24 protein-coding genes are annotated in these 13,326 nt (G+C 65.9%); all 24 read left to right on the plus strand.

The window, feature by feature from the left end; all coding sequences use genetic code 11:
- Positions 1-8 precede the first annotated feature (8 nt).
- The gene (rplP, locus tag OXU32_03510) at positions 9-431 is read left to right on the plus strand and encodes a 50S ribosomal protein L16 (GenBank protein MDE0073034.1); all 423 of its coding nucleotides are present in this window, start codon (positions 9-11) and stop codon (positions 429-431) included.
- Positions 432-443: 12 nt separating this feature from the next.
- A complete protein-coding gene (gene rpmC / locus OXU32_03515) occupies positions 444-668 on the plus strand; it encodes a 50S ribosomal protein L29 (protein MDE0073035.1) in 225 nt (74 codons plus the stop codon).
- Entirely contained in the window at positions 665-949 is a 285-nt protein-coding gene (gene rpsQ, locus OXU32_03520) for a 30S ribosomal protein S17 (protein MDE0073036.1), read from the plus strand. The genes rpmC and rpsQ overlap by 4 nt, the downstream gene beginning before the upstream one ends.
- Before the next feature lie 7 nt (positions 950-956).
- Entirely contained in the window at positions 957-1,325 is a 369-nt protein-coding gene (rplN, locus tag OXU32_03525) for a 50S ribosomal protein L14 (GenBank protein MDE0073037.1), read from the plus strand.
- Positions 1,325-1,684 (plus strand): 50S ribosomal protein L24, encoded by a 360-nt coding sequence (gene rplX / locus OXU32_03530; GenBank protein MDE0073038.1) that lies wholly within the window; start codon positions 1,325-1,327, stop codon positions 1,682-1,684. The genes rplN and rplX overlap by 1 nt, the downstream gene beginning before the upstream one ends.
- A gap of 29 nt (positions 1,685-1,713) precedes the next feature.
- Positions 1,714-2,301, plus strand: a complete 588-nt coding sequence (gene rplE / locus OXU32_03535) for a 50S ribosomal protein L5 (GenBank protein MDE0073039.1) — start codon at positions 1,714-1,716, stop codon at positions 2,299-2,301.
- A 42-nt stretch (positions 2,302-2,343) separates the two neighbouring features.
- Positions 2,344-2,739, plus strand: a complete 396-nt coding sequence (gene rpsH / locus OXU32_03540; protein ID MDE0073040.1) for a 30S ribosomal protein S8 — start codon at positions 2,344-2,346, stop codon at positions 2,737-2,739.
- Between the two features lie 30 nt (positions 2,740-2,769).
- The gene (gene rplF / locus OXU32_03545; GenBank protein ID MDE0073041.1) at positions 2,770-3,309 is read left to right on the plus strand and encodes a 50S ribosomal protein L6; all 540 of its coding nucleotides are present in this window, start codon (positions 2,770-2,772) and stop codon (positions 3,307-3,309) included.
- Between the two features lie 44 nt (positions 3,310-3,353).
- A complete protein-coding gene (rplR, locus tag OXU32_03550; GenBank protein ID MDE0073042.1) occupies positions 3,354-3,722 on the plus strand; it encodes a 50S ribosomal protein L18 in 369 nt (122 codons plus the stop codon).
- Positions 3,722-4,246 carry a 30S ribosomal protein S5 gene (rpsE, locus tag OXU32_03555; GenBank protein ID MDE0073043.1) on the plus strand — a complete coding sequence of 175 codons (525 nt, stop codon included), beginning with the start codon at positions 3,722-3,724 and terminating at the stop codon, positions 4,244-4,246. The genes rplR and rpsE overlap by 1 nt, the downstream gene beginning before the upstream one ends.
- A gap of 4 nt (positions 4,247-4,250) precedes the next feature.
- On the plus strand, positions 4,251-4,445 hold the full coding sequence (gene rpmD, locus OXU32_03560) for a 50S ribosomal protein L30 (protein ID MDE0073044.1): 195 nt from the start codon (positions 4,251-4,253) through the stop codon (positions 4,443-4,445).
- Positions 4,446-4,463: 18 nt separating this feature from the next.
- On the plus strand, positions 4,464-4,913 hold the full coding sequence (gene rplO, locus OXU32_03565) for a 50S ribosomal protein L15 (protein MDE0073045.1): 450 nt from the start codon (positions 4,464-4,466) through the stop codon (positions 4,911-4,913).
- Between the two features lie 26 nt (positions 4,914-4,939).
- Positions 4,940-6,253 (plus strand): preprotein translocase subunit SecY, encoded by a 1,314-nt coding sequence (secY, locus tag OXU32_03570; protein ID MDE0073046.1) that lies wholly within the window; start codon positions 4,940-4,942, stop codon positions 6,251-6,253.
- Between the two features lie 42 nt (positions 6,254-6,295).
- The gene (locus OXU32_03575; protein MDE0073047.1) at positions 6,296-6,982 is read left to right on the plus strand and encodes an adenylate kinase; all 687 of its coding nucleotides are present in this window, start codon (positions 6,296-6,298) and stop codon (positions 6,980-6,982) included.
- Positions 6,979-7,755: a type I methionyl aminopeptidase gene (map, locus tag OXU32_03580; GenBank protein ID MDE0073048.1), complete on the plus strand. Its 777-nt coding sequence runs from the start codon at positions 6,979-6,981 to the stop codon at positions 7,753-7,755. The genes OXU32_03575 and map overlap by 4 nt, the downstream gene beginning before the upstream one ends.
- 91 nt (positions 7,756-7,846) lie before the next feature.
- Positions 7,847-7,963, plus strand: coding sequence for a 50S ribosomal protein L36 (gene rpmJ, locus OXU32_03585; protein MDE0073049.1), 117 nt, complete (start codon positions 7,847-7,849; stop codon positions 7,961-7,963).
- Between the two features lie 28 nt (positions 7,964-7,991).
- Positions 7,992-8,372 carry a 30S ribosomal protein S13 gene (gene rpsM / locus OXU32_03590; protein ID MDE0073050.1) on the plus strand — a complete coding sequence of 127 codons (381 nt, stop codon included), beginning with the start codon at positions 7,992-7,994 and terminating at the stop codon, positions 8,370-8,372.
- An 18-nt stretch (positions 8,373-8,390) separates the two neighbouring features.
- Positions 8,391-8,786 (plus strand): 30S ribosomal protein S11, encoded by a 396-nt coding sequence (gene rpsK / locus OXU32_03595; protein ID MDE0073051.1) that lies wholly within the window; start codon positions 8,391-8,393, stop codon positions 8,784-8,786.
- A gap of 12 nt (positions 8,787-8,798) precedes the next feature.
- Positions 8,799-9,434 (plus strand): 30S ribosomal protein S4, encoded by a 636-nt coding sequence (gene rpsD, locus OXU32_03600; protein MDE0073052.1) that lies wholly within the window; start codon positions 8,799-8,801, stop codon positions 9,432-9,434.
- A gap of 28 nt (positions 9,435-9,462) precedes the next feature.
- Positions 9,463-10,512 carry a DNA-directed RNA polymerase subunit alpha gene (locus tag OXU32_03605; protein MDE0073053.1) on the plus strand — a complete coding sequence of 350 codons (1,050 nt, stop codon included), beginning with the start codon at positions 9,463-9,465 and terminating at the stop codon, positions 10,510-10,512.
- Positions 10,513-10,595: 83 nt separating this feature from the next.
- Positions 10,596-10,955 (plus strand): 50S ribosomal protein L17, encoded by a 360-nt coding sequence (rplQ, locus tag OXU32_03610; GenBank protein MDE0073054.1) that lies wholly within the window; start codon positions 10,596-10,598, stop codon positions 10,953-10,955.
- Positions 10,956-10,979: 24 nt separating this feature from the next.
- On the plus strand, positions 10,980-11,549 hold the full coding sequence (locus OXU32_03615; GenBank protein ID MDE0073055.1) for a hypothetical protein: 570 nt from the start codon (positions 10,980-10,982) through the stop codon (positions 11,547-11,549).
- An 83-nt stretch (positions 11,550-11,632) separates the two neighbouring features.
- Positions 11,633-11,851 carry a 50S ribosomal protein L28 gene (gene rpmB, locus OXU32_03620; GenBank protein MDE0073056.1) on the plus strand — a complete coding sequence of 73 codons (219 nt, stop codon included), beginning with the start codon at positions 11,633-11,635 and terminating at the stop codon, positions 11,849-11,851.
- Between the two features lie 58 nt (positions 11,852-11,909).
- Positions 11,910-13,259 (plus strand): nucleotide sugar dehydrogenase, encoded by a 1,350-nt coding sequence (locus OXU32_03625; protein ID MDE0073057.1) that lies wholly within the window; start codon positions 11,910-11,912, stop codon positions 13,257-13,259.
- Positions 13,260-13,326 lie beyond the last annotated feature (67 nt).

A 13,326-nucleotide genomic window follows, 5' to 3' on the forward strand; every position in this document is an offset into this window, starting at 1 on the left:
GATAGGAGATGCTGGCACCGAAGCGGATCAAGTACCGCAAGAAGCACAAGGGCAAGATGCGCGGGATTTCCCGTCGCGGAAACCGGGTGAGTTTCGGCGACTACGGGCTCCAGGCGGTGGAGTCCGCGTGGATCAGCAATCGCCAGATCGAGTCGGCGCGCGTGGCCATGACCCGGCACATCAAGAGGGGTGGAAAGGTCTGGATCCGAATCTTCCCGGACAAGCCGGTCACCTCCAAGCCCGCCGAGACCCGGATGGGCAAGGGAAAGGGCAACCCGGAAGGCTGGGTGGCGGTGGTGAAACCGGGGCGGATGATGTTCGAGATGGAGGGTGTCGGTGAGGAGGTCGCGCGCCGGGCGATGCAGCTCGCATCCGACAAGCTCCCCATCAAGACCCGTTTCGTCGCGCGCGAACGGCAGTTGGGAACCTGAGGGAAACCGGGCATGGACATCGAAGAAATCCGCGATATGACCGACCGGCAGATCCGGGAGCGGCTGGACGAACTGAGGGAGGAACGGTTCCGCCTCAAGTTCCGGGCCGCGACCATGGAACTCGAGAATCCACGGCTGCTCTCGCACCTGCGCAGGGATATCGCCCGAGTCCGCACCGTGCAGCGCGAACGCGAACTCGCGGCGGCTCTGGCCATGACCGAGGAGAACGCCTCATGACGGCGACACCGGATGCCGCGAGCGGCGCACGCAACCGGCGAAAGACGCGAACGGGGGTGGTGGTGTCGGACGTGGCGGACAAGACGGTCACCGTCCTTGTCGCGCGCCAGTTCGCCCATCCGCTCTACGGAAAGCAGGTCAAGCGCACCCGCAGGTATCACGCCCACGACGAAACCAACCAGTATCGCATGGGAGACACCGTGCGCATCGTCGAGACGCGGCCCCTCTCCCGCACCAAGCGGTGGAGGGTCGCCGAACTGGTCGACCGCGCGGAAGGATAGGCCGGCGATGATTCAACAGGAATCGATGGTTCGGATCACGGACAACACGGGCGCCAAGAAGGCGCTGTGCATCCGTGTCCTGGGGGGCTCGCGCCGCCGCTACGCCAGCGTGGGCGACCTGGTGGTGCTCACGGTCAAGGATGCCATCCCCAACGCCGGCGTGCGCAAGGGCGATATCGTGCGGGCTGTCGTGGTGCGCACCGCCAAGGAAGTGCGCAGGCGCGACGGCTCCTATATCCGCTTCGACGACAACGCGGCGGTGCTCATCGACACCAACGGCGAGCCGAAGGGCACGCGCATCTTCGGACCGGTCGGGCGGGAACTCAGGGAGAAGCGCTACATGAAGATCGTTTCGCTGGCTCCGGAGGTGCTCTGATGCTGGCGCAGACGGGCGCGCGCCGGAACAGGCCCAAACACCGGATTGCGAAGGGTGACCGCGTGCGCGTGATTCGCGGCAACCACCGGGACGAGCAGGGAACCGTCCTTCGGGTGATTCGCGACCGTGATCAGGTGGTGATCGAGGGCGTGAACATGCGCAAGCGCCACCAGCGGCCCACGGCGGCCAATCCGGAGGGGGGGATCATCACCTTCGAGGCTCCGATCCACATTTCCAACGTGATGTTGATCGATCCGGCCAGCGGAGAGGCCAGCCGCATTCGCATGCGTCTCGAGGAAGGGGGCGTGAAGGAGCGCATCGCCGTGAAGACCGGCAACCCCATCCCGGCGCCGAGGTGACGGATGACGACAACGGACGGATTTGCAAGATGACGGAGACGCACCCCCGGCTTCACCGGCACTATCTGGAGAACGTTCAGCCGAAACTCCAGGAGGAATTCGGCTTCACCAACGTCAACCAGATTCCGCGCCCGGTGAAGGCCGTCCTCAACGTCGGCGTCGGCGAAGCGAGCAGGAATCAGAAGTTCCTCGACAGCGTGGTCGAGGAATTGACGGTGATCTCCGGACAGAAGCCGGTCATCACCCGGGCGCGCAAGTCCATCTCCAACTTCTCGTTGAGGACGGGCATGCCGGTCGGATGCCGGGTCACGCTGCGCCGGCGCCGCATGTACGAGTTTCTCGATCGCCTGGTGAGCGCCACCATACCGCGCATCCGCGACTTTCGCGGGCTGTCCACGAAATCGTTCGACGGGCGCGGAAACTACAGCCTCGGGGTTCGCGAGCAGATCATCTTCCCCGAGATCGACTACGACAGGATCGACCGCATCCACGGCATGGACATCACCGTGGTTACGAGCACCAGCAAGGACGACGAGGCGCTGGCTCTGCTGCGCGAGCTGGGGTTTCCGTTCCGGGGCTCGCTGCCGGTCATCATCGGCCAGAACGGCGCCGCCTGACGCCCCCGCAACCCAGGGAAGAACGGAGGGACGAGACTCGACATGATGACGGACCCGATTGCCGACATGCTGACCCGGCTGCGCAACGCCGGGCAGGCGGGCCACCGCTGGGCGGACATGCCCGTCTCCCGGATGAAGATCGAGATTGCCCGGCTGCTCGGCGAAAACCATTTCGTCTTCGGCTACAAGGTGCTCGACGACGGAGCCCACGGGGTTCTGCGCGTCTACCTGAAGTATCGCGACGAGGGTCGCCCGATCATCCGGCATATCGAGCGCTTCTCGTCGCCCGGAAGGCGGCGCTACGTCGGACGGGAGGATATCCCCAGGGTGAGGAACGGTCTGGGGATGGCGATTCTGTCGACATCCCGGGGTGTGCTCTCCGACCGCACGGCGCGCAAGGAAGGGGTAGGCGGCGAAGTGCTGGCGATCGTGTGGTAGCCAGGATTCCATTAACCACGACGTAAACGTATGTCGCGCATAGGTAAACTGCCGGTCGCCATTCCGGGCGGCGTGACCGTGGACTACAGCGAGCCCGTCCTGAAGGTAAAGGGGCCCAGGGGCGAACTGACCCTCGACGTGCATCCCGCGATGACCGTCCATGTGGGGGAAGGCGAAGTAGTGGTGCGGAGGCCGTCCGACGGTCGCACGCACCGGTCGCTTCATGGTCTGACGCGCGCCCTCATCGCCAACATGGTGCACGGGGTGACGACCGGGTACAGCAAGACGCTGGAGATCGTGGGGGTGGGATACCGGGCGCAGAAGAAGGGCAGGGAACTGGTCCTGAGCCTGGGATTCTCCCACACCATCGACTACCCGGAGCCCGAAGGCATCACGCTCGAGTGTCCCCGTCAGGACATCGTGGTGGTGCATGGGATCGACAAGCAGAAGGTGGGGCAGGTAGCGGCGGAAATCCGGTCGTTCCGGCCCCCGGAGCCGTACAAGGGCAAGGGCGTGCGCTACCAGGGCGAGCAGATCCGACGCAAGGTCGGCAAGACCGCCGCATCGTAGTCGCCCCGCAGAGCGAGGAAACCGTGACCGCAAAGAGTTCGAAGTTGAGAAGGAGCCGGCGCCTGCAGCGCATCCGGCGCCATCGCAGGGTCCGCAAGCGCGTGAACGGGTCCGCCGAACGCCCGCGGCTCGTGGTGTTCCGTTCTCTGAAGCACATGGAGGGACAGCTGGTGGACGACGACCTTGGACGCACCCTGGTCGGGGTCTCCACCCGCTCCGCGGCTCTCCGCGAGCTCGAGACCGAGTCTCGCAACCCGGGAGTCGAGCGGGCGCGGGCGGCGGGCAGGATGCTGGCCGACCGAGCTCGTTCGGAGGGCATCAGCACGGTGGTATTCGACCGTGGCGGCTACCAGTATCACGGCAGGGTGAAGGCCTTTGCCGACGGCGCGCGCGAGGGAGGGCTGAACTTCTGATGGCCAGAAACAGGGGTAGAGGTCGCGACGGAGACCGTTCGCGTGAGAGCGAACTTGTCGAGAACGTCATCCACATCAACCGGGTCGCCAAGGTGGTGAAGGGCGGACGCCGCTTCTCGTTCACCGCGCTGGTCTCGGTGGGCGACCAGAAGGGCAACATGGGCGTCGCGCTGGCCAAGGCGAGCGACGTTGCGGAGGCCATCCGCAAGGCGTTCGAGCGGGCACGGCGGAACATGCAGAAGGTGTCGATCGTTCAAGGCACCCTGCCTCATGAAATCATCGGCCAGTGGGGCGCGGGCCGCGTGCTACTTCGTCCCGCTGCGCCAGGCACCGGGGTGATCGCCGGTGGTCCGGTCCGGGCGGTGCTGGAGGCTGCGGGGGTCACCGACGTCCTGACCAAGAGTCTCGGTTCGAACAACCCCATCAACGTGGTCAAGGCGACGCTGAACGGCCTCACGCGGCTGGCCACGCCCGAGCAGGTCGCGCGTGAGCGCGGCATCAGCGTCGAAGAACTGGGAGGATAGGCCCGTGTCCGACACGCCCGGGAAGATCCGGATCAAGCAGGTGCGCAGCGGCATCGGGAGGCTGAGCACACACCGGCGGACATTGCGCGCCCTGGGGATCCGCAGGCACCAGCAGTCGGTTGTCCACAATGACACGCCGGCCATCAGGGGCATGATCCGCCAGGTCAGCCACCTGGTTGAAGTCACCGAAGTCACCTGAACGACGGAGATCGCACCGATGTCAGAACTTCACCGGCTGAGCCCCGTACCGGGATCACGCAAGGCGCGCAAGCGTGTCGGGCGCGGACCCGGCTCCGGGCTGGGCAAGACGGCCGGCAGGGGACACAACGGTCAGAAGTCCAGGAGCGGCGGCACGGTTCCCGCCTGGTTCGAGGGCGGGCAGATGCCCCTGCAGCGGCGCATTCCCAAGCGGGGGTTCACGAACCGCGGACGCGTCGAGTATGCCGTCATCAACGTCGGCGACCTGAACCGCCTCGACACCGACCGGATCACCCTCGAGGCGCTCGTCCGGGCCGGGGTGGCCGGCGGGGGCCGGAAGCCGGTGAAAGTGCTCGGAACGGGTGAAGCGGAGCGCGCGATGCATGTCGAAGCGCACGCGTTCAGCGCGTCCGCGCGCCGCAAGATCGAAGCCGCCGGGGGCACGGTGACCGTGTCCGGCTCGCGCTGACGTCAATCCGCTATACGGGGTAGGAGATGGCGAACCCGATTCCCAATCTGTTCCGGGTCCCGGAACTCAAGCAGAAGATCCTCTTCACGCTGTTCATCCTTCTCGTCTACAGGCTGGGGGCGCACATCACCGTGCCCGGCCTCGACGTGAACATCCTGCGCCAGCAGTTCGGGCAGCTGAGCAACACGCTGTTCGGGATCTACGACATGTTCGTGGGGGGCGGTCTCAGCCGGGCCACCATCCTGGCGCTCGGCATCATGCCCTATATCTCCGCCTCAATCATGTTCCAGCTGCTTTCCGCGGTGGTTCCCACGATCGAGAAGCTGCAGAAGGAGGGGGAACAGGGGCGCAAGAAGCTCACCCAGTGGACGCGCTACACGACGGTCGTGCTGTCCATCATCCAGGCCTACGGCTACGCGGTGTTCCTGTCCAGCATTCCCGGCGCCGTGCGCACCCCCGGCCTGCTGTTCATGTTCACCACCGTCGTTGCGCTCACCGTCGGCGCCGTCTTCGTCATGTGGCTGGGAGAGCAGATTACCGAACACGGCATCGGCAACGGCATGTCGCTGCTGATCTTCTTCTCCATCATCGAGGGATTCCCGGCGGCGATCGGCCGGACCTGGGAGTCGTTCGTGGTCGGAGAGATCAGCGTGGTCGGCCTCGCGGCGCTGGGTGCCGTGGTCGTGGGGGTGACCGCGGGTGTGGTGGCGATGACCATGGCGTCCCGCAAGATCCCGGTTCAGATACCACGCAAGGTGATGGGGCGCGGGCGCATCCGCGAAGGCCAGAAGAGCTTCGTGCCGCTGCGCGTGAACTCGGCCGGCGTCATGCCGATCATCTTCGCACAGTCGTTCATCATCGTGCCGGGCACGCTCGCGGCCTTCTCGAGCGCCGGCTTTCTGCGCGAGATCTCGGACCTCTTCCAGCCGGGGAGCTGGCTCTACTACGGGAGCTACTCGCTCCTGATCCTCTTCTTCACCTACTTCTACACCGCCATCATCTTCAATCCCGTGGATCTGGCGGAGAACCTGAAGAAGCAGGGGGCCTTCATCCCCGGGGTCAAGCCGGGCGCGCGCACCGCCGAGTACATCGACAGAATCCTGACCCGCATCACTCTTCCGGGCTCGATCTACCTTGCCATCATCGCGCTGCTGCCCTTCTGGATCTTCGACTGGTTCAACATCCAGACCTTCTTCTTCGGGGGCACCAGCCTGCTGATCGTGGTCGGGGTGGGGCTGGACACCGTCCAGCAGGCCCAGCAACACCTGCTTCTTCGCCACTACGACGGCTTCATGAAGAAGGGGAGGGTCAAAATGCGGGGCCGGGGGCGCTACGTCTGATGCGGCTCGCGTGACCGCAGCCGGAGTTCTGTCGCAAGCATCATGATCGCCGTTTTCCTCGGTCCCCCCGGTGCCGGCAAGGGCACGCAGAGCGCGAAACTCATCCGCGATGTGGGCTTTCGCAAGATCGCCACCGGAGATCTGCTGCGCGCCGCGCGCCAGGCGGGCACCGAACTGGGTGAGGCGGCCCGGCGCTACATGGATGCCGGCGAGCTGGTTCCGGACGAGGTCATCGTCGCGCTGGTGGAGGACACTCTCGGGGGGTATCCCGCGGACGCGCCGATTCTCTTCGACGGCTTTCCCCGCACGCTGCCCCAGGCGCGGGCGCTGGACGACGCCCTCGCGCGCACGGGACGGGCCGTGGAGCGCGTCGTCGTCCTGGATGTGCCGGAGCAGGTCGTGCTGCGCAGAATCGGTGGGCGCCGCATCAGCCCGAACGGGCGGGTCTACAACATTCACGACGATCCTCCGCGGGTAGACGGTGTCTGCGACGAGACCGGAGAGCCGCTGATCCATCGGGAGGACGATCGTCCACAGACGATCCTGCGCCGTCTCCGGGTCTACGAGGCGCAGACGGAACCAATCATCGCGTACTACGAGGAAGGGGCGCCGCCGGTGGCGCGCCTGGACGGCACGCAGGGCATCGAAGAGACGTACCGGTCGGTTCGGGCGGCGTTGCGGCGCATGCCGGCGGGTGAGACTGAACCGAGGTGCAACGGAACCAAGTGATTCGACTGAAGAGCGAACCCGAGATCGCCGAAATCGCCCGGGGTGGAGCCATCATCGGCGAACTCCTCGGCGTTCTGGAAGATGTCGTGCGTCCCGGTGTAACGACGGGCGAACTCGACCGCCTGTGCGAGGATTTCATCCGCTCCCACGACGGGGCGGTTCCGGCGTTCAAGGGGCTGTACGGTTTCCCGGGCGCCGTGTGCACGTCGACCAATGCGGAGGTCGTGCACGGGATTCCCAGCCCGCGCCGCGTCCTGCAGGACGGCGACATCGTTTCGGTGGATGTAGGGGTCAGGCTCAACGGGTGGTGCTCCGATTCGGCGAGCACATTCACGGTGGGGGACGTGGACGCGGCGACGCGCCGGTTGCTGGAGATCACGAGGGAGGCGCTGGCCCGGGCCATCGCGGCAGCCGTGCCGGGCAACCATGTCGGTGACATCGGCGCGGCTGTGGAAGGCACCGTTCGCGGGACCGGATTTGCCGTCGTCCGCGACCTGGTGGGCCATGGTGTGGGGCGGGAGGTGCACGAAGCGCCTCAGGTGCCCAACTTCGGACGTCCCGGACAGGGTCCGCGACTGCTCGACGGAATGGTCCTGGCGATCGAGCCCATGCTCACGGCCGGGGCCGGGTCCATCCGCACCCTCGACGACGGATGGACCGTGGTGACGAGAGATGGTTCCCCCTCCGCCCATTTCGAGCACACCGTAGCCGTCACCGGAAGGCGGGCACGCGTGCTGACCGCTTCGCCACACCCGGTGCCCGCCTCCACATGACGGCATCGCCATTGAGCCCCAACGGGCTTTCGGTTATCTTTCAATTTCTGTGCAGTGAAGCAGACCACCCCGTCGCCGAGGAGCAGCCGAAATGAAAGTGCGGAGCAGCGTGAAGGCCATCTGCGAGCACTGCAAGGTGATCCGCAGGCGTGGCGTCGTCCGCGTCATCTGCGCACGCAACCCCCGCCACAAGCAGCGGCAGGGTTAGGGATCTCCCGAGTTTCGGAACACGAGCCGTGGCACGAATCGCAGGTGTCGATCTTCCGCGAAACAAGCGCGTCGCAGTCGCGCTCACCTACATCTACGGGGTCGGACCCACCCGCGCCAGGGAGATTCTGGACGCGACCGGCGTGGATCCCGACAAGCGCACCTTCAACCTCAGCGACGAGGATGTCAGCCGGCTGCGCAGGCAGATCGAGACCGAGCTGAAGGTCGAGGGCGCGCTCAGAACCGAGGTGTCGATGAACATCAAGCGGCTGATGGACATCGGCTGCTACCGGGGATTGCGCCATCGCCGGGGACTGCCCGTTAGAGGGCAGAGAACTCACACGAACGCCCGCACCCACAAAGGCCGCCGCCGGGCCATCGCCGGCAAGAAGAAGGCGCCGAGGAAGTAGGGCCGAGGAAGAACGCGCGTGGCAAAGGGAAAAAAGCCGGCACGGGTTCGGCGTACGAAGAAGGTCGTGGAAGCCGAGGGTGTGGCACACATCAAGGCGACCTTCAACAACACGATCATCACCATCACCGATTCGGCGGGCAATACGGTCGTCTGGTCGAGTGCCGGCAAGGCGGGGTTCAAGGGCTCCAAGAAGTCGACTCCCTTCGCCGCAACGGTCGCTGCCGAGCAGGCCGGCCGGGAGGCCGTGAGCCTCGGAGTCCGGCGCGTCAGCGTGCGCGTCCAGGGTCCGGGCTCGGGCCGCGAGTCGGCCATACAGGCACTCTATGCGGCAGGGCTGCACATCATGGCCATCGAGGACGTCACCCCGCTGCCGCACAACGGCTGCCGGCCACCCAAGAAGCGCCGGGTATAGGAAGAGAAACGGATGGCGCGGTACACCGGACCTGTTTGCAAGCTTTGCCGTCGGGAGGGGCAGAAGCTCTTCCTGAAGGGCCTGAAATGCTACACGGAGAAGTGTCCGATCGAGCGCAGGGCCTATCCGCCCGGCCAGCACGGTCCCTCACAGGCCCGTCGCCGGAAACGGTCCGACTACGCGCTCCAGTTGCGCGAAAAGCAGAAGACCAAGCGAATCTACGGGCTGCACGAAAAGCAGTTCCGCAACCTGTTCAACAGGGCGGCACACCAGTCGGGCGTGACCGGGGAGAACCTGCTGGTGGCCCTCGAGCGACGCCTGGACAACGTCGTCTTCCGGCTCGGTTTCGCAGCGAGTCGCAGCCAGGCGCGTCAGCTGGTCCGTCACCGCCACGTGGAAGTGAACGGCCGCATCGTGGACGTACCCAGCTATGCGGTGGAAGGCGGGGACGATATCGCGATCAAGGCCAGGTCGCGGGACCTGCTCCCGGTTCAGGCCAGCCTCGAGTCGCGCGTCCGTCCCGACACAGCCGAATGGCTGGCGGTCGACGACAAGACGCGGGTCGGGCGGGTGCTGCGGCTCCCAACCCGCCAGGACGTGCCGATGGCCGTTCAGGAGCAGTTGATCGTGGAGCTTTACTCGAAGTGATGCTGTCGAACCTGCCACGGAGGAGCGCGTGGAGATCGATCTGACCGGGCTCGTACTTCCCGAGCACGTCGAAGTGACGGGCTTCAGCGACAACGGAAAGACCGCCGAGTTCGTCATTCAGCCGCTGGAGCGCGGCTATGGCTACACGCTGGGGAATTCCGTTCGGCGGGCTCTGGTTTCGTCGTTGCGGGGTGCGGCCATCTGGGCATTCCGCATAGAAGGCGTCGTGCACGAGCACCAGACCATCCAGGGTGTGGTGGAGGACGTGCATCAGGTCATTCAGAACCTCAAGGCGCTGGTGCTCACCCTCGACGAGGATGTGGACGAAGCCAAGCTCACCGTTCATGTGGATGCCGCGGGACCGGTTTCGGCGGCCGACATCAACGCGCCGGCTGCCGTTGAGATACTCGATCCGGACCAGCACATCCTGACGCTCGAGGGCGACCGCAGCCTGAGCATGGAGCTGTACGTCAACAAGGGCCGTGGTTTCGTGCTCTCCGACCAGCACCCGCGCCCGGAGGGATCTCCCGTCGACCTGGTGCCGATCGATGCGATCTACAATCCGGTGCGGCGTGCCAACTTCACGGTCGAGGAAACCCGGGTCGGCGAGCGCACGGACTTCGACCGGCTGTCGTTCAGAGTGGAGACCGACGGGTCCGTTCGCCCCGAGCAGGCGATGGCCAACGCCGCGGGGCTGGTGCGCAGGTATCTCGAGTACATGCTGAACTTCAGTGTCAATGGGGCTCCCGAGCCGCCCGCGCCCGGGACGGTCCCGTTGCCCGCGCGCATCCGGATGCAACTTGCGCGCCCCATCGAGGAAGTGACGGAAATCTCGGTGCGATCGCGCAACTCGCTGCAGAAGGAGAACCTCCGCACCCTCGGAGACCTCGTGCGGCGCACCGAGAAGCAGATCCTCAACATCGACAACTTCGGCCAGAAGTCGATGGAAGAACTCCTCGCTTTTCTCGACGAACACTCCATCGAACTCGGAATGTCGCTGACGACGGGCCCGGACGGAGAGTGGTTCCTGGCCCAGGAAGAAGCCGCCTCGGGTGGCGGGGAACCGTCCGATGACTAGCCGTCCACGGGCTGCCGACCGTCCACGGCCTGCCGGCATCCGTCATCTGCCGCCGGGCATTGCCAGCTGAACCTCGACGACTCATGCGCCATCGCAAAACCGGACGCAGCCTCTCTCGCACCGCCAGCCACCGGCGGGCGCTTCTGCGCAACATGGCAACCGCGCTTTTCCGGCACGGAAGAATCGAGACCACGACCGCGAAGGCGAAGGAACTCCGTCCCTACGCGGAACGCCTGATCACGCTGGCCAAGCGGGGCGACCTCCACGCCCGCAGGCTCGTTGCGCGAAAGATCTCCGACCGAGATGTTCAGGGAAAGCTGTTCGACGAGATCGCTCCCGGGTTTGCCCGCCGTCCGGGCGGGTACACGCGCATCCTCAAGCTGCGCCACCGCAGGGGCGACGCGGCCGAGATGGCTCTCATCGAACTCGTGGAACGAGACTAACCTCAAACGCAGGGGCACCGGACCATGCTCGATCTCGGATCACGCCGGGGCGCGGCCGAAAAAGCGGCACTTCCACTCATGATCGTGGCCTTCCTGGGCATCGCGGGGTTTCTCTACTGGCTCAACGTGACGGCGGTCGGGACGACCAGCGCTGTGGTGACTGCCCCGGAGGAGGATCCGTTTGCCGACGCCATCCCGATCACGGCGTCGTCGCTGGAGACGAACGCGCTGCAGTTCGAGGGAGCGCTGCTACGGGTTCCGGATATCGAGGTGGTCAGCCGCGTCGGCGACCAGGCCTTCTGGACCCAGCTGCCCAACGAGGACAACTTCTTTATGAAGATGGGGCCCGAGTTGACCGGCGACTCCGTGCCGATGACGGTTTCCTCCGGTGAGACCGCCAGCTTCGTGGTGGGTACGCTGCACATCATGAGCGACAGCACGCTGGATGCATGGGAGAGCCAGGGGGCGTTCGAGAACACCCCAACGGGCCGCCTGGAGGCCGAATTCGCGGACGTGTTCCTGGAATTGGTCCATTTCGAACCGGGTGCCGGGGAGGCGGAGGAGGCTGCTCCGCCGGGAGGCGGGTCCCAGTAGCCCTGGTCGCGCCCGCGACGACGGTTTTGCGACCACAGGAAACGAGAGATTCCGCTACGGCGGTCAACGGATCAGGCGAGCAGATGGCGAAAGTGTGTGAACTGTGCGGCAAGGGGCCCGCGACCGGCAACAACGTGAGCCACGCCCACAACAAGACCCGGCGCCGATGGCTTCCGAACCTCCAGTCCGTTCGCGTCCTCGACGACAGCGGGCGGCGCCGAAGGGCCCGCGTGTGCACCCGCTGCATTTCCGCCGGGAGGGTCAGGAAGGCGCCGCGGTTCCAGCCGAGCGGGAAAGCCTGACCGGGTTCCCGCGCACCGAGCGCCCTCCCGGTCCGGTCCGGGACTCCGGATCCGGCGCATGAACGAGCAAGCGCAGGAACCGATGCTGGAGCACTTCCGTTCCGGCAATCTCACCATGGGGGTAGTCGGGCTCGGCTACGTTGGACTTCCCCTTGCCACCATCGTCGCCGAAGCCGGGATGCGCGTCATCGGGTTCGACATCGACGAGGCCGTCGTGGACGGGGTCAACGCGGGCGCGAGCCATATCGGGGATGTTTCCTCAAGCCGCCTCGCTGCATTTGTGCGGGCGGGCGTGCTCTGCGCGACCGCCGACATGTCGCGCCTCCCGGAGTGCGATGTCATCGCCATCAGCGTCCCGACTCCGCTGTCGAAGACCCGTGACCCGGACATCTCCTTCATCCTGGCGGCCGCCTCCGCCGTTTCCGCGGGTCTGCGCCGCGGCCAGTTGGTGGTGCTGGAATCGACCACCTATCCCGGCACCACCCGCGAAGTGGTTCTCGCAGAGCTGGCGAAGAGCGGATTGGTGGTGGGGGAGGACTTCTTCCTCTGTTTTTCGCCGGAGCGAACCGATCCGGGGAACCAGGTCTGGACGACACGCAACACGCCCAAGGTGATCGGAGGCGTGACGACCCGGTGCACGGCAGCCGGCGCGGCGTGCTACGGCCGCTTCATCGACCGCATGGTGCCGGTGTCCAGCGCCGAAGTGGCCGAACTCAGCAAGATCCTGGAGAACACCTTCCGGGCAGTGAACATCGGGCTGGTAAACGAGACCGCCCTCATCGCCGACCGGCTGGGCGTGGACATCTGGGAGGTGGTCGAGGCGGCCGCCACCAAGCCGTTCGGGTTCATGCGTTTCGTCCCGGGTCCCGGCCTGGGGGGGCATTGCATTCCCGTCGATCCCCACTACCTGTCCTGGAAAATGCGCACGCTCGACTTCCGCACCCGCTTCATCGAGCTGGCGTCGGAGATCAACGCAAGCATGCCTCGATTCGTCGTGGACCAGGTGCGCGACGCCCTGAACGACGAAGGCAAGGCGGTCAGGGGTTCCACCGTGGCCATTCTGGGGGTCGCGTACAAGAAGGACATCGATGACGTGCGGGAATCTCCGGCGCTCTACATCATCGAGCTGCTGGAGGCCGCGGGCGCCGGCGTGGTCTACCACGATCCGCACGTGCCCTTCCTCAACGACGAGCGCACGGGGCTGCGGGAATCGGTTGCGCTGACGCCTTCCCTGCTGGGTCAGGCCGATGTGGTGTTGATCCTTACCGACCACTCCTGCTTCGACATGCGCGAAATAGTCGCGAAGTCGAGGGTGCTGGTGGACGCCCGCAACGCCACGGCGGGCACCAACGCGCGGGCCGCGTCCCGCCGCGGGGTGGGGTGGATCGTGAAGGGTGGCCTCGCCTAGTCGTCTCGGCCGCTGCGGCGAGGCCTCCATCCCGGAACCTGTGGGGCGCGATCCCGGTAGGGGACGC

Source organism: Gammaproteobacteria bacterium, assembly GCA_028819075.1.
GTDB lineage: Bacteria > Gemmatimonadota > Gemmatimonadetes > Longimicrobiales > Gaopeijiaceae > BD2-11.